This is a genomic window from Litoreibacter albidus, assembly GCF_900107015.1.
In the GTDB taxonomy this organism is placed as follows: Bacteria; Pseudomonadota; Alphaproteobacteria; order Rhodobacterales; family Rhodobacteraceae; genus Litoreibacter; species Litoreibacter albidus.
Genome location: NZ_FNOI01000002.1, coordinates 458,662 through 483,651 on the forward strand (window position 1 = coordinate 458,662; position 24,990 = coordinate 483,651).

The 24,990-nt window shown below is 59.8% G+C and carries 26 protein-coding genes; 7 read left to right on the plus strand and 19 right to left on the minus strand.

Annotated elements, in window-relative coordinates:
• Both BLW66_RS07300 and BLW66_RS07305 read right to left on the minus strand, forming a co-directional pair.
• Positions 1-702 carry a response regulator gene (locus BLW66_RS07300; protein WP_089946708.1) on the minus strand — a complete coding sequence of 234 codons (702 nt, stop codon included), beginning with the start codon at positions 700-702 and terminating at the stop codon, positions 1-3.
• Between the two features lie 6 nt (positions 703-708).
• On the minus strand, positions 709-1,221 hold the full coding sequence (locus BLW66_RS07305; protein WP_089946470.1) for a MarR family winged helix-turn-helix transcriptional regulator: 513 nt from the start codon (positions 1,219-1,221) through the stop codon (positions 709-711).
• Positions 1,222-1,369: 148 nt separating this feature from the next.
• Between BLW66_RS07305 and BLW66_RS07310 the strand changes: the two genes are divergently transcribed.
• The gene (locus BLW66_RS07310) at positions 1,370-2,239 is read left to right on the plus strand and encodes a branched-chain amino acid aminotransferase (RefSeq protein WP_089946471.1); all 870 of its coding nucleotides are present in this window, start codon (positions 1,370-1,372) and stop codon (positions 2,237-2,239) included.
• Here BLW66_RS07310 and BLW66_RS07315 read toward each other — a convergent pair.
• The 4 genes from BLW66_RS07315 to BLW66_RS07330 all read right to left on the minus strand — a co-directional run bounded on the left by BLW66_RS07315 (position 2,236) and on the right by BLW66_RS07330 (position 4,939).
• Positions 2,236-2,424, minus strand: coding sequence for a hypothetical protein (locus BLW66_RS07315; RefSeq protein ID WP_089946472.1), 189 nt, complete (start codon positions 2,422-2,424; stop codon positions 2,236-2,238). The genes BLW66_RS07310 and BLW66_RS07315 overlap by 4 nt on opposite strands.
• A gap of 81 nt (positions 2,425-2,505) precedes the next feature.
• Positions 2,506-2,838, minus strand: a complete 333-nt coding sequence (locus BLW66_RS07320) for a DUF1294 domain-containing protein (protein WP_211664263.1) — start codon at positions 2,836-2,838, stop codon at positions 2,506-2,508.
• A gap of 4 nt (positions 2,839-2,842) precedes the next feature.
• The gene (locus BLW66_RS07325; protein ID WP_089946473.1) at positions 2,843-3,787 is read right to left on the minus strand and encodes a DMT family transporter; all 945 of its coding nucleotides are present in this window, start codon (positions 3,785-3,787) and stop codon (positions 2,843-2,845) included.
• Positions 3,788-4,939: a HupE/UreJ family protein gene (locus tag BLW66_RS07330; protein WP_244508571.1), complete on the minus strand. Its 1,152-nt coding sequence runs from the start codon at positions 4,937-4,939 to the stop codon at positions 3,788-3,790.
• Here BLW66_RS07330 and BLW66_RS07335 point away from each other — a divergent pair.
• The 3 genes from BLW66_RS07335 to BLW66_RS07345 all read left to right on the plus strand — a co-directional run bounded on the left by BLW66_RS07335 (position 4,938) and on the right by BLW66_RS07345 (position 7,862).
• On the plus strand, positions 4,938-5,741 hold the full coding sequence (locus BLW66_RS07335; RefSeq protein ID WP_089946474.1) for a DUF4198 domain-containing protein: 804 nt from the start codon (positions 4,938-4,940) through the stop codon (positions 5,739-5,741). The two genes, BLW66_RS07330 and BLW66_RS07335, sit on opposite strands and share 2 nt — an antisense overlap.
• 23 nt (positions 5,742-5,764) lie before the next feature.
• Entirely contained in the window at positions 5,765-7,264 is a 1,500-nt protein-coding gene (locus BLW66_RS07340) for a malonate--CoA ligase (RefSeq protein WP_089946475.1), read from the plus strand.
• Between the two features lie 256 nt (positions 7,265-7,520).
• A complete protein-coding gene (locus tag BLW66_RS07345) occupies positions 7,521-7,862 on the plus strand; it encodes a DUF2794 domain-containing protein (protein WP_089946476.1) in 342 nt (113 codons plus the stop codon).
• Here BLW66_RS07345 and BLW66_RS07350 read toward each other — a convergent pair.
• From BLW66_RS07350 to BLW66_RS07360, 3 genes are all read right to left on the minus strand, one after another.
• Positions 7,859-8,686: a C40 family peptidase gene (locus BLW66_RS07350; RefSeq protein ID WP_089946477.1), complete on the minus strand. Its 828-nt coding sequence runs from the start codon at positions 8,684-8,686 to the stop codon at positions 7,859-7,861. The two genes, BLW66_RS07345 and BLW66_RS07350, sit on opposite strands and share 4 nt — an antisense overlap.
• On the minus strand, positions 8,683-10,080 hold the full coding sequence (locus BLW66_RS07355; RefSeq protein ID WP_089946478.1) for a leucyl aminopeptidase family protein: 1,398 nt from the start codon (positions 10,078-10,080) through the stop codon (positions 8,683-8,685). The genes BLW66_RS07350 and BLW66_RS07355 overlap by 4 nt, the downstream gene beginning before the upstream one ends.
• A gap of 79 nt (positions 10,081-10,159) precedes the next feature.
• Positions 10,160-10,552, minus strand: a complete 393-nt coding sequence (locus tag BLW66_RS07360) for a hypothetical protein (protein ID WP_089946479.1) — start codon at positions 10,550-10,552, stop codon at positions 10,160-10,162.
• Between the two features lie 132 nt (positions 10,553-10,684).
• Between BLW66_RS07360 and BLW66_RS07365 the strand changes: the two genes are divergently transcribed.
• A complete protein-coding gene (locus tag BLW66_RS07365) occupies positions 10,685-11,332 on the plus strand; it encodes a carbonic anhydrase (RefSeq protein WP_089946480.1) in 648 nt (215 codons plus the stop codon).
• A 3-nt stretch (positions 11,333-11,335) separates the two neighbouring features.
• Here the strand turns inward: BLW66_RS07365 and BLW66_RS07370 are convergent, their stop codons facing one another.
• Positions 11,336-12,973: a DUF4139 domain-containing protein gene (locus BLW66_RS07370; protein ID WP_089946481.1), complete on the minus strand. Its 1,638-nt coding sequence runs from the start codon at positions 12,971-12,973 to the stop codon at positions 11,336-11,338.
• Between the two features lie 65 nt (positions 12,974-13,038).
• Positions 13,039-14,061, minus strand: coding sequence for an aspartate-semialdehyde dehydrogenase (locus tag BLW66_RS07375; RefSeq protein WP_089946482.1), 1,023 nt, complete (start codon positions 14,059-14,061; stop codon positions 13,039-13,041).
• A gap of 151 nt (positions 14,062-14,212) precedes the next feature.
• Here BLW66_RS07375 and BLW66_RS18255 point away from each other — a divergent pair, with 151 nt between their 5' ends.
• Complete coding sequence (locus BLW66_RS18255; RefSeq protein WP_139254541.1) at positions 14,213-16,891, plus strand: FkbM family methyltransferase; 2,679 nt, start codon at positions 14,213-14,215, stop codon at positions 16,889-16,891.
• Here the strand turns inward: BLW66_RS18255 and BLW66_RS07385 are convergent.
• The 6 genes from BLW66_RS07385 to BLW66_RS07410 form a co-directional block, all read right to left on the minus strand.
• Complete coding sequence (locus tag BLW66_RS07385; RefSeq protein WP_170833420.1) at positions 16,888-17,616, minus strand: glycosyltransferase family 25 protein; 729 nt, start codon at positions 17,614-17,616, stop codon at positions 16,888-16,890. The genes BLW66_RS18255 and BLW66_RS07385 overlap by 4 nt on opposite strands.
• A 3-nt stretch (positions 17,617-17,619) precedes the next feature.
• On the minus strand, positions 17,620-18,672 hold the full coding sequence (locus BLW66_RS07390; RefSeq protein ID WP_089946485.1) for a glycosyltransferase family 4 protein: 1,053 nt from the start codon (positions 18,670-18,672) through the stop codon (positions 17,620-17,622).
• A gap of 38 nt (positions 18,673-18,710) precedes the next feature.
• Positions 18,711-19,091, minus strand: a complete 381-nt coding sequence (locus tag BLW66_RS07395; RefSeq protein WP_089946486.1) for a hypothetical protein — start codon at positions 19,089-19,091, stop codon at positions 18,711-18,713.
• An 8-nt stretch (positions 19,092-19,099) separates the two neighbouring features.
• Complete coding sequence (locus BLW66_RS07400; RefSeq protein WP_089946487.1) at positions 19,100-20,065, minus strand: DMT family transporter; 966 nt, start codon at positions 20,063-20,065, stop codon at positions 19,100-19,102.
• Between the two features lie 10 nt (positions 20,066-20,075).
• Entirely contained in the window at positions 20,076-21,182 is a 1,107-nt protein-coding gene (gene leuB / locus BLW66_RS07405) for a 3-isopropylmalate dehydrogenase (protein ID WP_089946488.1), read from the minus strand.
• Between the two features lie 67 nt (positions 21,183-21,249).
• The gene (locus BLW66_RS07410) at positions 21,250-22,176 is read right to left on the minus strand and encodes a LysR family transcriptional regulator (protein WP_089946489.1); all 927 of its coding nucleotides are present in this window, start codon (positions 22,174-22,176) and stop codon (positions 21,250-21,252) included.
• Positions 22,177-22,271: 95 nt separating this feature from the next.
• Here BLW66_RS07410 and BLW66_RS07415 point away from each other — a divergent pair, with 95 nt between their 5' ends.
• Positions 22,272-23,216 (plus strand): Rossmann-fold NAD(P)-binding domain-containing protein, encoded by a 945-nt coding sequence (locus tag BLW66_RS07415; RefSeq protein WP_211664264.1) that lies wholly within the window; start codon positions 22,272-22,274, stop codon positions 23,214-23,216.
• Here BLW66_RS07415 and BLW66_RS17735 read toward each other — a convergent pair.
• Together BLW66_RS17735 and BLW66_RS07425 are read right to left on the minus strand one after the other, a co-directional pair.
• Complete coding sequence (locus tag BLW66_RS17735; protein WP_170833421.1) at positions 23,115-24,035, minus strand: endonuclease/exonuclease/phosphatase family protein; 921 nt, start codon at positions 24,033-24,035, stop codon at positions 23,115-23,117. The two genes, BLW66_RS07415 and BLW66_RS17735, sit on opposite strands and share 102 nt — an antisense overlap.
• 50 nt (positions 24,036-24,085) lie before the next feature.
• Complete coding sequence (locus BLW66_RS07425) at positions 24,086-24,922, minus strand: hypothetical protein (RefSeq protein WP_089946491.1); 837 nt, start codon at positions 24,920-24,922, stop codon at positions 24,086-24,088.
• Positions 24,923-24,990 lie beyond the last annotated feature (68 nt).

Here is a 24,990-nt window from a genome sequence, read left to right on the forward strand (position 1 = left end):
TTAATCAGGTGCAAGCATGTAGCCGGAGCCGCGCACCGTTTGCAGGTAACGCGGCTGCTTCGGGTCGGCTTCGATCTTGCGACGCAGGCGGGTGATTTGCACATCCACGGCGCGTTCTTGGGCCTGACCACGGTCGCGGCCCAAATCTTCCACCAGCTTGGCACGGCTGACCGGCTCACCAGGATTGATCGAGAAGATTTTCATCAGCGCCACCTCGGTGGCGGTCAGACGGATCAGTTCCTCGTTCCGCCACATCTCACCGCGTTCGATGTCATAGCGAATATCGCCCAGCGTTAGGGATTTGGGGGCCTCTACCACGTCTTCGGAGTTTGGCACGCGGCGCAGGATGGCGTTGATGCGCAGCAGCAGTTCCTTTGGCTCGAATGGTTTCGGCAGGTAGTCATCCGCGCCCGCCTCAAGGCCGGAAATCCGGTCACTGCTTTCGCCTTTGGCCGTCAAAAGCAGGATCGGCGTGTCGCGAGTTTGGCGCAGTTCCCGCGTGAAGGTAATCCCGTCGTCGCCCGGCATCATCACATCCATGACGATCAGGTCAAAATCCAAACCTTCCAGCAAGCGACGCGCGTGGTCGGCATCCCGCGCTGAGGTCGTCCAGAAGCCGTTGCGGCTGAGGAATTGCTGGATCAGTTTGCGGATGCGTTCATCGTCGTCGACGATGAGCAAATGGGCGTCGTTCTGAGACAAGGCCATCTATGAACCCTCCTTAAATGTCTGGAAATGCCTGCGCATTTCAGGATCCATGATTTGTTCTAGCACTTGTCTGAAGCCCGCAACAGCCTCTGGGCCGGCATCGCGGTATGCGGCGCGCATGCGGCCACGCTGGGCCTCAGAGAGCTCTTTTTCCAGCTCCTGACCCGTTTCGGTCAAATAGAGGTGGCGTTCACGACGGTCTTGCTTGCCGACGCGGCTTTCGACCAAACCGTCGGCGATCAGCGCGCGGAGCACACGGTTCAAAGACTGTTTGGTGACACCCAGAATATCGAGCAGGTTGTTGACCGTATTGCCGGGGCTGCGTTTGATGAAGTGAATGGCGCGGTGGTGAGCGCGGCCATAGGCGTATTGCTGCAAGATGCGGTCGGGGTCGGCAGTAAAACCACGGTAGGCGAAGAACATAGCCTCAATCCCGCGCCGCAGCTGGTCGTCTGTCAGAAATAGCAGGCTTTCGCCGCTCGTATGTGTTTGACCCGTCCCTCGATCTGACATTCAGTCGCTCCCGCCGTCTTGCTTTGAGACAGTTTATGTCAGCCTTGTTGACTTTCCAAGTATCGAATGGTAGCGAATCCTGACTTTAATGAAATATTATGTCCGAAACGGGCGTATACCACGCAACAAATGGAAAAGGATGAAGGTAATGGCTGGTGGATATGACGATCGCGACGGCGTCATCTGGATGGATGGCAAGCTGGTGGACTGGCGCAGCGCCAACGTCCACATCCTGACCCACGGGCTGCATTACGCCTCCTCCGTCTTTGAGGGCGAGCGCTGCTACAGCGGCAAAATCTTCGAAAGCCGCAAGCACTCCGAACGCTTGCTTTATTCGGGCGACCAGCTCGACATGCCGATCCCCTACACCGTGGACGAGATCGAAGCGGCCAAATACGAAGTGCTGAAAGCCAACAACCTGACCGACGCCTATGTGCGCGTGGTGTGCTGGCGCGGCGCGGGTGAAGACATGGGTGTCGCTTCGGCGAAGAACCCAGTGCGCATGGCCGTGGCCGCGTGGGAATGGGGTGCTTACTACGGCGACGCCAAGATGAAAGGCGCGAAACTGGACATCTCAAAGTGGAAACGCCCATCGCCCGAGACCATCCCGTGCTTCGCCAAGGCATCAGGCCTTTACATGATCTGCACCATGTCCAAACACGCGGCGGAGGCCAAAGGCTGCTCCGACGCGATGATGTTCGACTATCGCGGCTATGTGGCCGAGGCGACAGGCGCGAACATGTTCTTCGTGAAAGACGGCGAAGTTCACACGCCAAAGCCTGACTGCTTCTTGAACGGCATCACCCGTCAAACGGTCGTGGGCATGTTAAAGGACCGCCAGATCACGGTCCATGAGCGCCACATCATGCCCGAGGAGCTGGAAGGCTTCGAGCAGTGCTGGCTAACGGGCACCGCCGCCGAAGTGACGCCTGTCGGCTCCATCGGCGACTACAACTTTGAAGTCGGCGCAATCGCGCGCGACATCGCAGAAGGCTACGAGAAGCTGGTGCGGGCCTAAGCCCTGATCCCGCGCTCAATTCTGGAATACTGCTGAGGCCGTACCGATTCCTTCGGTGCGGCCTTTTTGCGGCGCTGAAGGGCGAGGGTTGCGGCGCTGGGCATCTCGTTCAGCTGGAACGCAAAGGCGTGGCGCATTCCGGTTTGGGCTGACGACGTGGATGGCTTGTCGAGGACGTGTCTCATGCAAGTGTCTCCTTTGATGTGATGTGGGGCGACCCTAACACATTTTGCACACAAAATGGAGGCCCGCCTGCGCAGCCGCCGTTAAAGCCACGATTTTGCCAAATCAACAGCGTCCCACAGAAGCCTGCGCACCTGTGGAAACGCTATAAAAACCAACGCGATAGCTTGGGCGAGGAGGATCAAGTTCAACTGCCGCGCAAAGGGCTGTTTCACGGTCTTATGCCGCAGCCAGCGTTGACCAAGCTTGGCAGCGGGTGTCCCGCCGACAGCCGACCACATTAACAAATTGGACTCGCGGATTCGACGTCCGCGCGTGCGCGACCGCCGCTTGTCGAAGGCAAAGAGAAAGAACGTCACGAAATTAACGAGACCCAGATACGCCCCAGCGATCCCAAGCGGCAACAATGCGTCCATCGCCCTACCCCTGCGGCGTCATGACTTTGCGGGCTTGCTTGCGGTCTTTGCCCAGCTTGCCCTCCCGCCAGATAATCAAGATACCCGCACAGACGATCAGCGCGATGCCGCCAAGCATCACGACTGTTGGCACCTCCTCAAATACGAAATACCCGATGCCAAGGGCCAACAAGATCGAGAAGTATTCGAACGGTGCCACCACGGACGCATCCGCGTAGCGGTAGCTAGATGTGAGGAATATCTGGCCAATCCCGCCACACAGCCCCGCGCCGACCAGCACCGCCCATTCCGTCGCAGTCGGCCAGACCCAGCCGAACGGCAGCGTCAGTAGTGACAGCGTGGACGCGGTGACCGAGAACCAGAACACGATGGCGGAGGTGGGTTCGGACATGGTGAGCTTACGCACGAACACATGCGCCAGCGCCGCCCCGATAGCGGAGCCGAAGGCGAGAACTGCCCCAAGCGCCAGATAGGGGTTGGCGCTGCCGTCCGCGAAAGCAGTGAGGCGCGGCGACATGATGATCAGCACCCCGATCATTCCCAAAGCCACGGCAGTCAGGCGGAAGGCGCGGACCTGTTCACCCAAAAACATGGCCGCGAAGATGACCACCAGAACCGGTTGCGCGTATTGGATGGCTTTGACCTCTGACAGGGGCAAGAGGCCGAGTGCCGCGAAGCCCATCGCCATTGCCGTAACCCCAACCAACCCGCGCCAGAAGTGGCCAAGCGGGTTGTCGGTTTTCAGCCCCGTGCGCAGCTCCCCCCGTGTGGCGATCCAGACGAGGATGATGGGCAGGCCGAAGAAGGAACGAAAGAACACCGTCTCCCCCGGCGGAATGCGGACGGAGGCGATTTTGATCAAGGTCGCCATGCCCATAAAGAAGGCAACGGCCCCCAGCTTGGACATGATCGCAAGGAGGGTGTTCGGCTTGGGCGCGGGGGGGGCCATTTAGAGGAATACCCGCTCAATCGCCCAGTAGGCCCCGATAATGGCGATGAACACCGACGCAGGGATGGCAATGCACGCGCGGTACCACGGCTTTTTGCCAAACCACAGACCGACCGCGAGGAAGGCCAGCGCGATGACGGTAAGTTGCCCGACCTCTACCCCGACATTGAAGCCGATAAGCCCCGCCACAAAGCGACCCGGCGCAAGGCCGAAGTCACTCAAGACGGAGGCAAAGCCCATGCCGTGCAGCAAACCGAACGCGAAAATCACGATAGGGCGCCACCACGTGACGCGGCTGGTGAAGATGTTTTCAACCGCGACATAGACGATTGATGCGGCGATGAGGGGCTCCACAATGGCGGGGTTCACCGACACGTAGCCAAGGCTGGCGAGGGCCAGCGTGATGGTGTGCGCCACCGTGAAAACCGTGACCTGGGTGATCAGCGGACGCAAATGCAGCGACAGGAAGAACAGGCCCAAGACAAACAGGATATGGTCGAGACCTTTGGGGATGATGTGGTCGAAGCCGACGCCAATGTAGCGGATGAACACCGAGACGGCGCTTTCGGTGGCAACCCCTGCACGCGGCAGCGGCGCACTGAGCGCCCCACCCTCCAGATAGCCCGCGTAGGCCTCGTCACCGCCACCCGCTTGGCGCACGATAAGCGGACCATTCGCCGCGCGCCAACCCGCGCGCACGTCACTGCCATCGGCAGGCAACGCGCCTGTCAAAACAACCGTCGTATCACGAGGGAGTTCAACGTTGGGCTGGTCCGCCACTTCGACGCTGGTGAGTTCCACCGCGACGGGGGTCTCACCCGCCATAACCGACAGGTTTTTCGCGATGTCAGGCCAAGCCTGCTGTAGCCGCGCGGATAACTCCGTCGGGGGCAAGGCGCGCAGGGCGTCGTGCTGCTCCGCCTGTGGGGCTTCGTCAGTGTCTTCGAGGCCTTCAAGGTCGATGCCTGCGATCAGCGGCTCTGCGGTAAGGCGGATTGACAGTTCCACGGTGGTGTCTGTCAGTGTGACATCTGCAATGGCGGGCCGTATTTCATGCGCGGCGGATGGCTGCGCCATCGTGATCACCGCGAGCATTGACATCACCGCCAGTTGCACCAGCATGTAGGATAGGTTTTTCAAAGGAAATATCATGTTGCCCCGCCGCTTTTTCACTGTTGTCGCTGTGACTTTATGGGCGTCCGTCGCACATGCCCACGAATTCTGGATTTCACCTGAAGCATACGTGACCCAGAAAGACGCTAAGGTTCAAGCTCAACTTCGGGTTGGCGAGAAGTTTGGCGGCGCATCCTATGCGTTCAATCCCAACCGTTTTGAACGGTTTGACTTGGTGACTGCGGAACGAACCCAGCCCGTGACGGGGCGTTTGGGCGACACGCCTGCGCTGAACATGAGTGTCGCGGATGAAGGGCTGGTGACTATTGTGCATGAGACCAGCGACAACCTTCTGACCTATAAGGGCTTGGAAAAATTCACCAAGTTCGCCAAGCACAAAGACTTTGAGTGGGCCGTGCAAAGCCACGTTGACCGCGGCCTCCCGACGGAGCGGTTCACCGAACGCTACCGCCGCTACGCCAAAAGTCTTGTAGCAGTGGGCCATGGCCAAGGGGCGGATCAAGAGGTCGGACTGAAGACGGAGATCGTCGCGCTCAACAATCCCTACACCGACCCCGCCGGCACGTTTCGCGTGAAGGTTTTGATGGATGGCGCACCCCGCGCGGACGCCCAGATAGAGTTGTTTGACAAGGCGCCAGACGGCGAGGTGAAGATCACTTTGCACCGCACGGATGCGCAGGGCGTGGGATCATTCGAGGTTCTAAGCGGTCACGAATATCTGGTCGACGCGGTGGCGCTTTTACCGCTGGAGGAAGGTGATCCCGCCACGACCCCCGCTTGGCTTTCCATCTGGGCATCGCTGACCTTTATGGTGCCCTAACCCCACATATGAAGAGACCTTCAGTGACAAACCCGCTCTATGATCGCCTGTTCGGCCGCCACGCCGGCAAGGACACCGCGTTTCTACATCTGCCCGACGGCAAAATATTGACCCACGCGGCATTTCTGGCCGTGGCTGCGCAGTTCGGGCATGTGTTCGCGGGACTGGGGCTAAAGGCGGGTGACAGGATCGCCGTGCAGGTTGAAAAGTCGCCGGAATGCCTTGCCATATATGCCGCCTGCGCCCAATCGGGGCTGGTGTTCTTGCCGCTCAACACGGCCTACACCGCACAAGAGGTGGCCTATTTCTTTGAGGACAGCGGCGCTGCGTTGATCATCTGCGACGGAGGTGCCGAAGCGCAAATCGCGCCTATCGCGCACCGCCTGAGCGCCGCCCTTTTGACGTTGAACGCGGACAGCACGGGCACGCTGATGGACGCCGCCGCGCCGATGCCGACTGTGCTGGCAACGACACCGCGTGGTGACGGTGACCTTGCCGCGCTGCTCTACACATCCGGCACGACGGGCCGCTCCAAAGGGGCGATGTTGAGCCAGCGAAACCTGCTGTCCAATGCCGAAACCCTATCGTCCGAATGGCAGTTCACGAACGCGGATGTTCTGCTGCATGCCTTGCCGATCTTTCACACGCACGGGCTGTTTGTGGCGGTCAATGTGACACTGATCGCGGGCGGCAGCATGGTGTTTATGCCGAAGTTGGACGTGGATGCGCTGATCGCGTGGATGCCCCGCGCGACCAGCCTGATGGGCGTGCCGACCTTCTACACACGGCTGCTGCAAGACGCGCGGTTCGATGCCACTTTGACGGCGGGTATGCGGGTGTTCATCTCCGGCTCCGCCCCCTTGCTGGCCGAAACCCACGTGCAGTTTGAGCAGCGCACGGGCCACCGCATTCTGGAACGGTACGGCATGACCGAAACCAATATGAACACGTCGAACCCCTACAACGGGGAGCGGCGCGCGGGCACCGTAGGTCACCCCCTGCCCGGTGTGGAGTTGAAGATTACCGACCCCGAAACCGGTGAGACCCTGCCGGGCGGGGAAATTGGCCAAATAGAGGTGCGCGGCGACAACGTGTTTCAAGGCTATTGGCAAATGCCGGACAAGACCGCCGCAGAACTACGCGCCGACGGGTACTTCATCACAGGCGACTTAGGGCGCCGTGACGCGGACGGCTATGTTCATATCGTGGGGCGAAATAAGGATTTGATCATCTCTGGCGGGTACAACATCTACCCCAAAGAGGTGGAGTTGGTGTTGGACGCGCAGCCCGCCGTGCTGGAAAGCGCTGTGATTGGCGTGCCGGATGCGGACTTTGGCGAATCTGTGCTGGGTATTTTGGTCGCACAAGACGGACAAACGCCTGATATCCCTGCCATAATGGAAGCCGTCGGCGCATCGCTTGCCAGCTTCAAACACCCGCGGCGCTTGCTGATTGTCGACGAATTGCCCCGAAATACGATGGGGAAAGTCCAAAAAAATATCCTGCGCGACAGGTTCTCTTAGCGGCATCCGCGCACCGGAACGGGAAACCCCCGGCCTGAAATTCAGACCGGGGGCTCTTATTCACGTAGCACTCGACACGGCGATCTGGGTGGGGGCTGATCACACCGTGTCGAGCTTGAGTTCTCACTCGCTACAGGTTGTGTATCGCAAGCAACTGGGGCGACATCAGGGGCGAAGCGTGGTTATGCGCGGGTCATCACACGGCTTTTTAAAGGCAAGACTTGATTCGAGGCCGAGCGCGGCCCAACATATAGATATGAACCAAAATGCGCCCATTCCCTTCCGCCCGAGCCAGTCCGACAAGGTCGCGTTTCAACGGCGGGAGCTGGGCGATATCCTGACCGTCTATGGCCGCATGGTCGCAGCGGGGGAGTGGCGCGACTACGGCATCGCCATGCAAAAGGATGTCGCAGTGTTCTCTATTTTCCGGCGCGCGGCAGAGCACCCGATCTACCGCATCGAGAAACGTCCCAAGCTGGCGACCAAGCAGCAAACCTATGCGGTCATTGGCATGGACGGGCGCATCCTGAAGCGCGGCGCGGAGCTGCGCCAAGTGCTGCGCGTTCTTGAGAAAAAGATGATCCGCGCCGTTGATTAAAGCCTTTTGATGGAGGTGACAGGCCCGCCGCCTGCGGCCTCGATCCGCGCGATAGCATCGGATAACGGCTCGTAAGCGACGGCCATGTGATAGGCGTTGGCGTGCAGGATCATATTGTCGCCCGACACCCACGCGACGTGCCCGTCCCAGAACACCAGATCACCGCGCCGCGCGTCCTCTAGCTGAACAGGGTGGCCTAAGTCGGCTTCCTGCATATCGCTGTCACGCGGGCAGGACATGCCACAACTGCGCATCGCGATCTGCACCAGACCGGAGCAGTCAATGCCGTGACGCGTTGCCCCGCCCCACAGATACGGCGTGCCCATATGCAAGTCAGCCACGGCAACGGGATCGTTCATGCGCTGTGCGTCGGGCAACAAGTGCATCGACGGCACGTAGCCACCGTTGGACAGGCGCGACCACGTGCCTTCCTGCTCCATCACCTGCACCACGGAGCCAAGGTAGAGCGCACCGTTGTTCATCAGCTTCATGTTCGGACCGGGATAGATGTGGGTGCAGGGCATGGCGACCCAGTGGTCCGCATCATGCGGCCGGTCAAGAAGGTTATCCTGCACATAGCCGCAATAGCCATCGTGCATCGCCTGCCCGAAAGCAAAGCCGTTGCGGCGCTCCAACACGTTGAACAAATCGCCGTAGATCAGTTGCGACGTGCGCCGCCCCTCAGGCTTGCCAGTGATGTCGGCGAACGCGGCCCCGCATTGCGCCATTTCCCCGTCGGTGTAATTCGGGGCCTCCACCTCGCCGCGCAGATAGCTGGCGGCGATGCGGCCGTTCGCGGGCGTTGTTCGCGGGTCGTTCCTCATAGGTTCAGCGCCTTGGGCAGCGCCGCGAGGATCGCCCGTGCGCCCATGCCAACACCGCCTTTGGGGCGTGCGGGCTGTGCGGTTGGTTGCCAGCCGTAGATGTCAAAATGTGCAAATCGCGCCGTGTTAGAGACGAATCTACGCAAGAACAGCGCCGCGGTGATCGTCCCCGCAAAGCCACCTTTGGGCGCGTTATCAAGGTCCGCGATGCCCGGTTCTATCAACGGCTCGTAGGGGGCGTGGAACGGCATTTCCCACACGGGGTCGCGCGCGGTTCGCGCACCTGCGCGCAGCGCATCCGCGAAAGGCACGTCGTCCGTGAAAAACGGCGAGATATCGGGGCCGACAGCGACCCGCGCGGCCCCAGTCAGGGTCGCCATGCAGATCATCAAATCGGGCGGTGTTTCATCCGCCAGCGCCAGCGCGTCGGCCAGAACCAAGCGACCTTCGGCGTCAGTGTTGTTGATTTCGACCGTGAGGCCCTTGCGCGATGTCAGGATATCCTGCGGGCGGAAGGCGGAGCCGTCGATGGCGTTTTCCACGGCAGGGATCAGCACGCGGAGTTGAAGATTCAGCCCCAGCGCCATGATCATATGAGCTAGACCCAACACCGTGGCAGCGCCGCCCATGTCCTTTTTCATCAGGCCCATGGAGGCGCCGGACTTGATGTTCAGACCGCCGGTATCAAAACAAACGCCCTTGCCGACCAAGGCCAGCGTCGGTCCAGTTGTGCCCCATGTGATGTCAATCAAGCGCGGCGGCGTGGCGGAGGCCCGACCGACGGTGTGGATCATGGGGAAGTTTTGCTCAATCAGCGCATCGCCCGTGATCACGTTGATCGCCGCACCATGCGCGTCCGCTAATTGGCGCGCGGCCGCTTCTAGCTTGTCCGGCCCCATATCGGATGCGGGCGTGTTGATGAGGTCGCGGGTCAACGCCTCCCCCGCAGCAATATTTTCGATACGGCTCCGATCCAACGTGTCGGGGCAGACTAACTGCGCCGCGTGGGGCGGCTGGTCACGGTACGTCTCGAAGGTGTATTGCGACAAGAGCCAGCCCAACGCGTGCTCTTCCAGATCATCTTGCGCGTGGTCCGTTGCGATTCTGTATCTACCAGCTGGCAAGGCGGATGCGACGGATGCCATAGCGAAACGTCCGCGCGCGCGGGCTGTATCATCGCCAAGTCCCGCCAGTGCGATACCGATCGCGCCATCTGCGTCGGGCACCACGCAGACAGAGCCGACGTTGGCGTTGAAGCCCTGCGCCTTTACCCAGTTTTGCACCGTGGGCGTTTGGCCTTCGAGCCATGCCGACAGATTATCTGCGTCCAACGCAAAGAGGGGAACCGCGCCATCGCTGGACGCGGCGAATTTAAGCCGTGTGTAGTCTAACATATTGATTGCCTTGCTGCTGCGCGCACAGCCTACTGTTTGCAGCGTATTCTGCAAGTACACGCGTGGGACAAACGGCAGTCTACCCCGGCAAGTCTTGCATATCCCACACCGCACTCAAGGAGCGGTCCGCGATACGGCGCAACCTGTTCAAGGTCGCGGCCAAGGCGACCCCACCGCAATCGCGCGCACAAACGGCGACGTCATCTGCCACCCGCGAAAACGTGGTCATTCCGATCTTGTTGGCCGTCGCCACCAGCGCATCAGCGCGGTGCACAAGTGTTACCATGTCATGCGACAGGTACGCGTCTTCGACCTCGACCATCCCCTTGGCGAGGTCTTCCATCGTGGTGGTTATCAACACCTCCGCGCGCATTTCCCCCATCGCAACGCAGAGCTCGACCAGACGGTCAGGATCAACCCGCACTGGTTCGCGCAACTCCAGTTTCACCACATCTTGCATACTGTACCCCATTTCACGTGCCCCCTTAAAACACGTGGCAACACTTGCTGGGGAAGCTGAAGAAACTCTTTCATGCGAAACCGATTATCACTCGAATTTCATGTCAATTGTCACTACATAGGTCCAAATCATAGGAGCCACGTTATGCCGACAGTCAAACCGCTGCCATCATACCTGATCACCCGTTACCATGGCTGGAAGGCCACCACCTATGCCGACAACGAACCGTGGTACCGGAACTTGGCGGACAACGGACAAAATCCGCGCGCCATGGTTATTTCCTGCTGCGACAGCCGCGTTCATGTGACGTCGATTTTCGGCGCCGAGCAGGGCGAGTTCTTCATCCACCGCAACATTGCCAACCTTGTGCCGCCTTTTAACCCCGACGGCGAACACCACGGGACATCCGCCGCGATTGAATATGCCGTCAACGCATTGAAGGTCGCGCATATCATCGTGCTCGGGCACTCCAACTGCGGCGGCGTCGCGGGATGCAACGACATGTGTTCCGGCCACGCGCCGGAGCTGGCCGAAAAGACCAGCTTCATCGGTCGTTGGATCGAAATCCTGCGCCCCGGATACGAGCGGGTCAAGGATATCGAAAACGAGGACGACCGGCGCAGGGCGCTGGAGAAGGAAGCCGTGAAGGTCTCGCTAGAGAACCTTGCAGGCTTCCCGTTCGTCGCGGACGCGCTTGAGAAAGGCAAACTGAGCCTGCACGGTCTGTGGACCGACATCGGCGAAGGTGGTCTGGAGCATTACACCCCAGAACACGGTTTCAAACAGGTCTAAGTCTTAAGGCTGCCAATGCAATTGCTGGCCTTCGGGCCAGTCCATTTCCACATTGACGCGGACTGTTTTTGTCTCGCCCGGGCCAACTTCAAGGTTCCAAACGGAGACGCCGCGTTTTTGCTCGAAGTCCCTCTCGTCCGGCGACGGACGGGAGGTGAGCGAGATGCTAAGATCCTCTTCCTCAGCGTAGGGCAGCGCGAAGATAGTCTGCACCTCTTCCGTCGTGTCCAACAGGTTTTCCACCGAGAATTCCATCTGCTGAATGCGCGTGCTGCTGGAGGTCAGGAAGCCACGGTCGCCCGTGTTGTTGTCGAGCAGTTTATAGTCGAGGCGCAGGCCTTCAAGGGTGCCAAATGACACCTCCGCCTTGTCGCCTGCGGAGACCAGTGGCAAACTCGTCCGCCCCACAAAGACGCCGTCACGCGATACGGACGCCTGCCCCGGCAGGAAGGGTTCTTGCGTGGAGTTGGTGAACTCCGCCATCAGGAACGCAGTCTGGTCATAGCGCGGGGCCGCGCGGTTGAACTCGCGGGCGTCAAAGGTAAAATCGTCGAGGGCGAGGATCAACTCTCCCCCGCCCGACGCGAGACTGACGGGTTCGGGGTAGTCATACGTCACGGAGAGACCGTCGATCACGGCAGTGGCGGTGATCACTGGCGCTTCATCTGCGGCGACGCCGCCGCGCATAAGATCAGCGGTTAGCTCTGGCTGCGGGGCCGCTCTACTTGTGGCGAAGGAGGCTTTCCCTTTTGACTGAAGAAATGCCCGCGACGGATACGGCGACGTCGGGACGACTTGCGCAAAGGGGTTTGCGGTGGACAGCGTCAGATCAATATCGGACCACAGTTCGCCCGACGATTGGTGCATTACGACTTTGCGCTCCATCGCGATGATTGCATCCTCTCCGCGTGTTAGGTTCAGGTCATAGTCTGCATGCCACCCAGCGTTCACGATCAAACTATCGAGCGACAGTTCCACCGCACCCGCTGAGGCCGCTTCTACCGTCACCGCCAGCATCGTGACGGCACCACTTGGGGGAGCAAGGCGCTTCAGGTCTTCTTCGGCCTGTTGCATAACTTTTCGCGCCTCATCGCGCGCCTTCTCGTCGGCGCGAAGCTTCACAGAAGCGGCGTATTGATCGCGCCAAGCCTTCTCCAGTTCTTCGGCGACCATGTTGCTGGCTGCGCGCATCGCGTCAGCGTCAGCCCCTGTTAGGGCTGCACCGGTTAAGGTACGCAGATACGCATTCTTGGCACCTTGTGCCTCTACCACAGCTTGGCCGCGCACGACCACGTCCTCCAAGGCTTGCAGCGCTTCTTGTGCGGCGTCCACCCGTTCGGCCGCGGCAGCTTGTTCTGGTGTGTAAGCCGCCTTCGGGTCGGTCAGGTAGTTATTCAAAACCTCCATCGCGCCGATCACGACACCCTCCGGTGCCTGTAGCCGCGGCGGGGTGTTGTGGGATGGGGTGTAGGGCAGCAAAATGCGGTGCCTGCCCTGCGGCAGGTCCGCGCTGATCACCCGCGTGACAGTGGCACCTTGCGGATAGACCGTGACGGCAGACACGGGGGCCACAACGGTGAAGTCCTCCGCATACGCAGCGGAGGATAGGAGAACAGCGGAAATGGCTAGGGAGCGGAGCATGAAAAAGGGCCTCAAATCAATTGATCTGAGGCCCAATGTTTCGTGTCAGGAGAGGCTTTGCAAGCCTAGCCTTTTTTCAAGCAACGCGTGCCCAGCGTTTCGGCGATTTGCACTGCATTCAGGGCCGCGCCCTTGCGCAAGTTATCGCTGACGCACCACAGGTTCAGGCCGTTGTCGATGGTGCTGTCCTGACGGATGCGCGAAATGAACGTCGCGAAATCGCCAACGCATTCGATCGGGGTCACGTAGCCGCCGTCTTCGCGCTTATCGATAACCATAACGCCTGGGGCTTCGCGCAGGATGTCGCGGGCTTCGTCTTCGTCAAGGTGGTCCTCAAACTCGATGTTGATCGATTCCGCGTGGCCCACAAACACAGGAACGCGCACGCAAGTCGCGGTGACCTTAATGTCCTTGTCGATGATTTTCTTGGTTTCAACGACCATTTTCCACTCTTCTTTCGTGGAGCCGTCTTCCATGAATACATCGATATGCGGGATCACGTTGAACGCGATCTGCTTGGTGAACTTCGACGGTGGCTTGTTGTCGACGGGGTTGTAGATCGACTTGGTTTGATCCCACAGCTCGTCGATAGCCTCTTTGCCCGCGCCAGATACCGATTGGTAGGTCGACACAACAACGCGCTTAATGCGGGCGCGGTCGTGCAGCGGCTTCAACGCCACAACCATCTGAGCCGTAGAGCAGTTGGGGTTCGCGATGATGTTTTTCTTGGTGTAACCGGTCACGGCTTCTGGGTTCACTTCCGGAACCACCAAAGGCACGTCAGGGTCGTAGCGGTACAGCGACGAGTTATCGATCACGACGCAACCAGCCGCAGCCGCTTTTGGTGCGTATTTCTTCGTCGCCTCGGAACCCACAGCAAACAGCGCAATGTCCCAGCCGGTAAAATCGAAGGTATCAAGGTCTTTGGTCTTCAGGGTTTTCTCGCCGAAGGTGACTTCGGTGCCGATCGAGCGACGGGAGGCCAACGCCTCGATTGCGTCCACTGGGAACTGACGTTCATCCAGAATGTTCAGCATCTCGCGACCCACGTTGCCCGTGGCTCCTACGATGACGATTTTGTAACCCATGATCCCTTTGATCCTTCTATAGGTCGTGTTTCAGACGGGGCCTGATACTCTTTTGAGGGCCGATGCGAAAGGGGGATGTTGCACTAGCCTTGCCGCAAGCGTCGTTCCTACGCTACACAGTTCGGTGAAGTAGCCATATGCGAGCCAATTCTTGAATACACCTTCAGACCTAGATTTGGCCCAGTCGACCCAAAACGGGCGACAGCTCTTCGCCCGCTTATGGCGCGGCTACCTGCGGCGGCATTGGCCGCTGTTTCTATTGGCGTTCGTGTTTATGGTCATAGAGGGCAGCACGCTGGGCGCGCTAAGCTACATGCTGCAGCCGATGTTCGACCTTGTATTCGTCGAGGGGCAGTCAAGCGCGATCTGGTGGGTTGGTATCGGGATATTCGCACTGTTCGCTGTCCGTGGCGTCACCGGAATTATCCACAAAAGCATCCTGACCGGCGTGTCCTTTCGGGCGTCTACCGAGGTGCAGGTGGACCTTTTACGCCACACTTTGACACTGGATAACGCGTTCCACTCGCGCACCTCACCCGGCTCCATGATTGAGCGGGTTCAAGGCGATGTCACCGCGATCCAGACCTTGTGGAACATGATTTTGGTGAGTGCAGGCCGCGATCTGATTGCCTTGCTGTCGCTGCTGGGTGTTGCTTTGTCGATTGACTGGAAATGGACGCTGGTTGCCATCATCGGCGCGCCGATGCTGGTAATCCCAAGCCTGCTGGTGCAGCGCTACGTGCGCCGTAAATCCAACTACCTGCGCGATGTGGCGGGCAAACGCACCACCCGTCTGGACGAGGTTTTTCACGGTATAACGCCGATCAAATTGAACCGGATGGAAGACTATCAGGCAGATAATTTTGAAGGTCTGTCAGATACTTGGGTCAAGGCGACGGTCAAAACCACCATCGGGCAAGCCACCGTGCCAGCGCTTGTTGATTTCGCAGTGGGCTTCGGCTTTTTCTGCGTGCTGCTTTATGGCGGGCCGCAAATCATCGCGGGCGAAAAGACCATTGGCCAGTTCATGAGCTTCTTCACGGCAATGTCGCTGGCCTTCCAGCCGATGCGCCGGTTGGGCGGGGTTCTGGGCTATTGGGAAATGATGATCGCGAGCCTGAGCCGCATTTTCGGGTTGTTCGACACCAAACCCGCCGTCGTGGAGCAAGCGGACACTGACGTGCCGCTCGACGGGTCCTCCATTTCGTTCAATGGCGTAGCACTTTCCTACGGGGACAAGGCCGTGTTGAACGGTCTCAGCTTCGACGCGAAATCCGGAACCACGACCGCGCTCGTGGGATCGTCGGGCGCGGGCAAAAGCACCGTGTTCAACGTGCTGACGCGGCTGGTTGACCCAGCGGACGGAAAGATCCTGATCGGCGGCGTCGACATCAAGGACATGCCGCTGTCCCAGCTTCGCGGCCTGTTTTCCGTCGTGTCCCAAGACGCGCTCTTGTTCGATGAAACCCTGCGCGAGAATATCCTGTTGGGGCGCGACGACGTTGACGAGGCCCGCCTGAAGCAGGTGCTAGACGATGCACATGTTAGCGACTTCCTGAAGAACCTGCCGGATGGGTTGGAAACGCAGGTCGGACCTCGCGGCAGCAACCTGTCGGGGGGCCAACGCCAGCGTGTCGCCATCGCGCGCGCCTTGCTGCGTGATACACCGATTCTGTTGCTGGACGAGGCCACAAGCGCCTTGGATGCCGAATCTGAAAAGGTCGTCCAGAAAGCGCTGGAGCGGCTCTCAAAAGGGCGCACGACGCTGGTGATCGCCCACCGCCTGTCCACCGTGCGCGATGCCGACCAGATACTGGTTCTGGATCACGGCACGCTGGCCGAAAGCGGCCCGCATGATGACTTGATCAATAAGGGCGGTATTTACGCTCATCTTCATGATTTACAATTTCAGACCGGCACAAAGCCGTTTACCGGAGACATCCCAGTGAATTCAAAATCAGCAACACGTAGCACGGGATCGGGTATCTGGCGCAGCCTTAGTGGCAAGGAGCGCAATCTCGACGACGCCGACGATCAACTGCCGTTCGGGCACTTCGCACCCAACGCGGTGCAGCGCGCGATGATCAAAGTTGGTAAATCGTCCCCGCTGAAGCGCGGTGTGTTTCGCGGCACTTGGACGTCGATGGTGCTGGCGGCAGGGCGTGGGAAGCTCGACATACACTTCCGCGACTGTGCCTACCGCATTCGTGGGGAAAACAACCTGATTGAATACGGGCTGCTTCTGAACCCCGCCTACAACGCCGAAGATTTGGACTTTCTTATTAAGGACGCGCCAGCCACCGCCAATTTTGTCGATCTTGGCTGCAACATCGGACTTTATGCGCAACCCATGGCGCGATCCGCCCCGAAGGGTCGGACCTTTGCCGTGGATGCAAACCCCCTGATGGTGGACCGCCTGACGTGGAATGCGAACGCCAGCGGGCTTGATAACCTGACCGTGCTGCATTGCGCCGTGAGTGATCAAGAGGGGCGCGGTGATCTGCAAATTCGCAAAGACGATCTGGCCATCGTCGCGGTTGAGGAAACACCCGACGGCGAGATGCCCGTGCGTTGCCTTGATGCCCTGTTGCAAGAACACGCAATTACCGAGATCTACGGGCTGAAAGTCGACATTGAGGGCCACGAGGACAAAGCGCTGGTGCCGTTTCTGGAGGCTGTACCCGAGACGCTGTTGCCGCGCCGGATTGTCATAGAGCATCCCTACCCCGATGCCGATTATCCGGGCTGTACTGCCGCGTTTGCGGCGCGGGGCTATGTGTTGGTCGGGCGGACCCGCAACAATTCCATGTACAAGCTGGCGTCCGCCTAACCGCGCGTGCGCGATAGCGTGGCAATCTGGCTGCGGTAGGTCCACCGCTTTGCCGCCGCGATCAGCTTTTGCCACAGCGTACGCTTGCACGACACGGTGCTTCCGCCCGCCTCCGCGGTGAGGTCGGACACGCCAGAGGGCACCACGCAATGCGGGTGCACGCCGGTCTCCCAAAACATTTGCAAAAACCCGTCCACAGGGCGGTCGATCTGCTCCGACGCCGCCAGAAGGCGTTGCGCGGCGGCAAGACTTACCAATTGGGCGGAGGTCCGAAGTGGCACGACCTGTGGTCGGATCAAAGCCAATGGCCCCGCCTGTGACACCACGGCGAACGGCGCCTTGACGGTGCGCACCTGAAACTGGATGTACCCAAGCTCCGCCACGTGGCTTTGCGCGAGTTCCACCGCGTCGCGAAACGCAGCGACGTCAATCGCGACGTCGTCCTCTAGGATCAGCGCGCTTTCGATCCGGTTCTCAACCACATGACGCCACACGCTACGGTGGCTCTCAAAGCACCCGACTTCGCCCATAGACAGCGCAAACGGATAGGCGGGCTGGAACACTGCGGCGTCTGCGATCAGGTTGGCGCGCTCTGCGGGGTCCATCTTGGCACCGTCACAGGCCGGCCAAATCTGCGCAGGATAGGGCGATTTCTGCACCATCGCATCGACGTGGGGGCGGCGCGCCGAGGCGCGCTCCAAGTGGATGATAAATGTTTCAGTCACGATCTACGCCTTGTCCCAGAGCTGTTGGTAGACGGCCTCTATGCCATCAACTTCGGTCTGAATTCCATAGCTGTTCCGCGCCACTGAAAGTGCACGCGTCGACATCTGCGAGAGGGCATCAGGGTCGCGCAGCACCGCCTGCACCTCAGCCACCGCGCCGTCGACGTCCCCCAATGGCACGACCCGCCCAGCGGTACCTTGGGCGCTGAATGCGCGAAAATAACCCGTGTCGGTGGCGACGAATGGCACGGCGGAGGCCATCGCCTCTAATGGTGTCATCCCGTACCCTTCGTAACGTGGAAGTGGCACAAGGAGGCTGAGGCCGCGTAAAATTTGGGGCAAGCGATCAGGCTCTAACTCACCCAAAAACAGCAATCTGTCCGTCAGTTCGGCGGTTGCCACGCGCGCCTTCAAATCCTCAAGGAATGCATCATGTGCGCCGCCTGCCCGCCCGATAACCAGTGCTGTGGTGTCAGGATGGTCAGGCAAAACGCGGATCATCGCGTCAACGAACTGGTCGGTCCCTTTTTCAGGGCGGATGCGGCCAACCGTGGCGATACCCCGCTTACCCGGGAAGCCCGTGGCTGCCCATGCCGCCGCACGGTCCTCAGCGGGGCGAAACATTGCCGTGTCCACCCCGTGTGGGACCACCGCACGCACATGTGGGACGTACTCCGCAGCCACGTCCGTCGTTGCTATCACCGCGTCCATGCGCGAGATTAGCCATCGCGGAAACGCCGAATGGCGACGCTGAGCGGCGGAGGTGAATACGATGCAGATGGGTAGACGAAGGACATCACGCGCCCAGATCGCGGCGCGCATCTCGGTGTTGCGGCGAACGTGCCAGATCGCGAAGGGCAGCCCGTCAGGCGCGTTACGACACAAGTTCCGCGCCTGTTTCAGCGTGATTGGATCAGGGCAACCCGGCAACGGTTGACCCACGAGGCGCATATGACCGTTGACGGCCTGCGCGCGCACAACGCCCGCCGCAGTCGCGGAGACGCCGGTAAAGTTCCGGTTGAAATTCGTCACGAAAAGGGGCGGCGTTTGGTTCATCCCAATTGACTACGCGAGGTCTGCACCGCGCGCAAACTCTATGCGCCCCGTCGGCGTCGGAGTGCTGCGACCCCGATAAGCGCCCACCCCAAGATACCTTGACTGTGGGCGGCCAAGCTAGCGTCCCGCTGAAAGGCAAGTGTGCGTGCCAACTCTAGGAGACCCACGGGGCGCTTAATGACGATCTGGGCGGGTAGCCCGTCGATAATCATTCGGTAATATTGATAGTAGACCTGTGGCGAGAGCCAGATGAATACCGCGAGCAGGGTCAGGGCAATCCCGATGCGGACGGGCAGCGAGAACCTGCGACTGGCTAGCCAAGTAACGAATAGGAAAACGGCGGACAGGCCCAACGATAGCAGTACCAGCCCTATTTTCTCGGCGCTGGTCAGAGTGAAGAAGCTGTCACCACCGTACAAAGCGGGTCCTAGCTCTTCGGCGGATTACGCCTGATCTGGCGCGGCCAGAGCGACGGTCCGATCCGCAGGGACGTGCCGGTTTCCGGTCGTGATCTGGTGCGCAAAACGGGCGTGTTGGATGTCTTGGAGCGGCTTTCGCGGAGCACGATGTAGAGACCACTTGCGATGATGATCGACGACCCGATCAAGGTGCCTATATCGGGGTACTCCGCGAAGAAGAAGGCCCCGTACGCGGTGGCCCAAAGTATCTGGCTGTATTGCATCGGGGCGACGATGACGGCCTCGCCAGCGTTATAGGCCCCGATCAGGAAGCGGCCCGCAATCCAAGCGAATACCGCGACGATGGCGATGCGGCCCAAGTCCTCAATCGGCATGGGCACATAGACGGTTGGTAGCAGCGCGCCCATCACCAGAAAGTTCGCCATCATCGGATAGAGCATTATGACGACCGTGCGCTCCTCCCGCCCGATCTTGCGCACGATGACCGAGGCGAACGCCCCCGCGACGGCGCAGGCAAGTGCGGCCAGATGACCAAGGCCAAGGTCAGTTTGACCGGGGCGCAGCACCACAAGGACCCCGCAAAGCCCGACCAAAACAGCGAGCCAACGGCGCAGCCGCACCTCTTCACCCAGAACAGGAATGGCAAGCACGGTAATAAGCAACGGAGATGCGAAAATGATGGCGTAAACTTGGGCCAACGGCAGCACGGAGAACGCATAGAACGCCGAGAAACCGGTGATCACAGCGGCAATTGTGCGGGCCATCATCCAGTAGGGGTGTCGCGGGATCAAGGTGCCGCTGGTTTGGTCACGTAGCAGCCACATCGTGGCGAGGGGAAAGCTGAACAAGACCGAAAAGAATACGATTTGTATGGGCGAATAGGTTGCGCCTAATACTTTGATAACCACGTCGTGGGTGGAGAATACCCCGAACGCCACCAGTGCAAGCAATGCGCCTTTTGCGTTCGGGGTCATTTGGTCTCTCCTACAGGCTGGCGTCCAGCGCCTCCAGAATGACATCGCCCATTTGCGTTGTCGACACCGGCGTGCCGCCTTCTGGGCCCATCAGATCTGCGGTGCGCGCGCCGTCTGCCAGAACCTTCTCAACCGCTTTTTCAAGGCGTGTCGCTTCCGCGCCCTGATCGAACGAGTAGCGCAGCGCCATCGCGAAGCTAAGAATGCATGCGATCGGGTTCGCCTTGCCTTGACCTGTGATGTCCGGTGCAGAGCCGTGCACGGGTTCGTAGAGTGCTTTCGGGCGGCCGTCGGCGTTTGGCAGGCCAAGCGACGCGGAAGGCAGCATCCCAAGGGAGCCTGTGAGCATCGCCGCGCAATCCGACAGCACGTCGCCGAACAGGTTGTCGGTCACAATGACGTCGAACTGCTTTGGGGCGCGTACAAGCTGCATCGCGCCGTTGTCGGCATACATGTGCGACAGCTCTACGTCGGGGTATTCCGCGTCGTGGATTTCCTGCACCACGTCGCGCCACAGAATGCCGGATTCCATGACGTTGGCTTTCTCCATCGAGCAGACCTTATTGCCGCGTTTGCGGGCCAACTCAAATGCGGAGCGGGCCACGCGGGCGATCTCGGACTCGGTGTAGCGTTGGGTGTTGATGCCCACGCGCTCATTGCCTTCTTTGTGGATGCCGCGTGGCTCCCCGAAATAGACGCCGGAGGTCAGTTCCCGCACGATCATAATGTCTAGGCCGGACACGATGTCTTTCTTCAACGACGAGAAGTCAGCCAGCGCGTCAAAGCATTGCGCAGGGCGCAGGTTGGAAAACAGGTCCATTTCCTTGCGCAGGCGCAGAAGGCCGCGCTCCGGCTTCACGGAGAAATCCAGATCGTCGTACTTTGGGCCACCGACCGCACCAAGCAAAACCGCGTCGACTTCCATAGCGCGGGCCATGGTTTCATCCGCCAGCGGAACGCCGTGTTTGTCGTAAGCCGCACCGCCGACCAGATCGGTTTCGACGTCAAATTTCAGGTCACGCTTTTCGCCGAACCAGTCAATGATGCGCGTCACTTGCGCCATGACTTCGGGGCCAATGCCGTCGCCCGGCAGGATCAGGATGGATGGGTTGGACATGGAATGCGCTCCGTCAAAAATGGGGTCTATAGCGGGGTATCGCGCAGGGCTTATGGGGTCAAGGTTGCTAGGGCGAATGCATGATCGGGATCGTGCTGTCTTGCGACAACTCCGGTCGCAAACCGTCCTCCAGAACCTTCCAAACCGCGGCGACACGCGGCGTGTGGCGCACTGCCTCATGCGTGGTCAGCCACAGTTCCAATCCGGGCACCGGAAAATCGGGCAAAACAGGCTCTACATCAGGGAGTTTTGCACCTAATGCGCAGGCCATAACACCGATACCTGCACCCATGCGGATCATCTCGCAATGCACTTGTTGGGAGTCGCACCGGAAGGCGAAATCGTCACGGGACAGCTGCCAACCCATCTTTGCCGCCGCGCGAATAAACCGTTCCGACCGGTCGTAGCCCAGCAAATCGTGCTGCATTAACTCGTCCACGGAAGACGGCGCACACCGCTGGTCAAGATAGCTCTTGGCAGCGAAGAACCCGAGCTTTAACACCCCCAGCTTCTTCGTCACCACCTCCAGCTGCGTGGGGCGGTACATGCGGACCGCGATATCGGCTTCGCGGAACAACAGGTTTTCGCTCAGGTCGGTCGCGTTCAGCTCTATCTGGATGTCCGGATGGTCACTGCGCAAACGCGCCAAAATGGGCGGCAGGGAATACATCGCGGTGAACTCACTGGCCGTGATGCGAACAGTGCCCTGCAAGGAATTGTCATGGCCAGCCGCGATAGTCGCCAGACCGGACGCCGCGTTTGACATCGCCGTCGCATACGGCATTAAAGCCTCGCCTTCAGCGCTCAGACGGAGGCCTTTAGATTGGCGGTAGAACAGGGTGATACCGAGTTGTTCTTCCATCGCGCGGACCTGTCGGCCCAAGGTCGGCTGGCTAACCCCCAACGCCCTCGCAGCCCCTGAGAGGGAGCCTTCAGCCGCCACCGCGAGGAAGGTTTGGATCAGCGTCCAGTCAAGGCGATCAATTCTATCCATTCATTTATGAATATCAGACCCCCGAATTTTGGCAATTCCATTTCATTTTTGTATGCGCAACCATGCTCCTGTCGTCATCGGAGAGGCTCTTTCACATGACCAAAACTGTACTCATTCTTGGTGCCAGCGGGCGGTTCGGGCGCAATGCCGCGACAGCCTTTTCGTGGGCGAATTGGAACGTCAGGCGCTTTGACCGCAACACGGACAGCCTGCCCGATGCAGCATGGGGCGCGGATGTGATCGTGAACGCCTGGAACCCCGCCTACCCTAATTGGGAACGTCTGGTCCCCGCGATGACCGAACAAGTGATAAACACCGCCAAAGACACTGGCGCGACGGTTCTTATTCCCGGCAATGTCTACAACTACGGCGCAAACATGCCTGCGCAGTTAAGACAGGACACGCCGCAGCGTCCGACAGGAACATTGGGCGCAGTCCGGCAAACGATGGAGCTGGCCTACCGCGATGCTGGCGTTAAAACCATCGTCCTGCGTGCTGGGGATTTCATCGACACGATGGCCAGCGGAAACTGGTACGACAAGATCGTCACCGCGAAACTGTCCAAAGGCACGTTCACCTATCCGGGCGACATGGACACCCCACACGCTTGGGCGTTCCTACATGATTTGGCGGATGCTGCGGTTATGCTCTGCGACAGGTCAGAGGATCTGCCGCAGTTCTTCGAGGTGAACTTCCCCGGCTACACGTTGACCGGTCACGAATTGCATCAAGCTTTGCAAGACGTCATTGGGCGCAGTTTGACGGCGCGCAAAATGCCATGGTGGCCGCTTAAGATCGCGCAACCTTTTTGGCCGATGGCGGCGTCCCTGCTGGAAACCCGTTACCTGTGGCAGACTCCGCACCGGATGATGCCGGATCACTTCGAAGCGGTATTGCCGGAGTTCACGCCCACGCCCCTTTTGGACGCAATCGCGGCGTCATTGCCAGACGACGTCCACGATAACGGGGTAATGCCGCGACACGCTGTCAGTTTGCGGCGTCCGTTCAACTTTTGCTGCCCTAACGCCAAGGCGACGTGAGGGTAAGACATAGTCCACACGTAGTTGAAGACCGTTGGACCAATGCGCCGTCATCTTATCCCCCGCCCACGTCGGTTCGGGATCGGTAAGCAACGGATGCTGGAGCAACGCGCGGAGCGGCGGCTTATGCCCCTCCCCCGCGTCGAGATCGCTATTGAATGTGCCGAGAAGGACGAACGGCGCGTCGGCAATCTGGGGCTGCTCTATGTAGTGACGCCAGAACCGGAGCTCCGCCGCGTTTCGCAAGCCGTTGCGGTCCTCCGGCCCGTCGAACACGGGCGTCGTGGCGTGGGATGTGAGAACCCGAAGAACGCCGCGGGGAGTCTCAACCCCGACATCCCATGCACCGACGGAATGAAGCGGCAGAACGTCCAGAACTGGCGCTGCGAAATACTCGTCGGCGGGCAGGTCCGGCATGGGGGCATCGCGCCATAGCAGCTGGCTTAGATCTGTCGTGCCGTCAGCGACCAACGGGAAACGCGACAGCAACAGCATGCCCCCTTGCCCTGCAAACTGCCCGTAGCCGAGCATATCGCGCGGCTCCCCGAGCTTGCCGTTCCGGTCCAGATCAATGCCACTGTCCCGCCCCGTGTTGGGGCGGGCGGTGAAGCCGTGGGGCATGGCATGGCCTAGGTCCGCCAAAGCTTTCTGGATAAGTGAGACGGCAATCAGGTCGTGGTCATAATCAACGTTCTGCAAAACCGCGATGTCGGGGGCCAGCGCCGCGACGCGGGCTAGATCATCGCGCGCCTTACCGTCCATCAAGTCGCGTACAAGCAAAGCCGGCCCGTCGCGGGACAGGCCGGTGTGATAGCTCATGATCCGGTAAGTATCCGCCGCCGCGACCTGCGAAGCGGCCAGAACGCCGATCAGGCTGGCAGCAATCCAGCTGCAACAGCGCGTGCGCCACGCATCCGCTTTTCGTCGATCATGTCGGCGATGCGGTTCATCGCGATGCCGCGCATGAACAGGCTTGCGGGAAGGAAGGCCCATATGGAAATCATCCAAACCAATGTCTGCGGCGATTCCATCATCGACGCATTGAACAACCCCGAAGCGGAACTCGCCACGGCGGGGGTCAAGAATGGCAGGAAGAACCCTAACGCAATGTTAAAGCGTGCGTCGCGATTAAGGCGCGTCACCACATCCGCGCCCATTGTCGGGTCGAATGTTGGCAAGTTGGTCCAGAAGTTGAAAGCCTGCGTGCGGTTCGGCCACCCCATGACGCGCAGCACGATTATGAACACCGCCAAAGTAAGCAACGACACAAGGTAGCTTAAGCCAACGGCTGCGCGCATGATATTCATGTGCTCGATGTTGCTCTGGTCGGGGACCAGCAGCATGATCAGGCGCACAGGGCTATAGGGGAAGTCGATGACGTACCCCACGAGGTGCCCGATAGCCTGCACAAAGCGCGTCAGCGTTGTTGGCTCATAGAGGCCACGGAAGATGATCGACAGCAAGAACACCGTCACAAACAGCGACAGGAAGCGCACGCGGTTAAACGGCGGCGCGTTACGGAATTCGATGAGGCACGGATAGGTGGAGCTGTATTCAATGAGCGTAATCAGGCCCGCGAAAAGGCCGATCAACACAACCATCTGCGTTGTGTCTTGCGTCACTCCCGGTAGCAATAAGGACGGCGTGCAGATCAACAGCACGGCAAACATTGCTCGGGCGACCGCGCCTGTTAGGCGTGATAACACGTCGATAAACCCCTCAACCCGAGTGGATCCGATGCTTTGCCGAACCCTATCCCAGAAAGATGATCCTT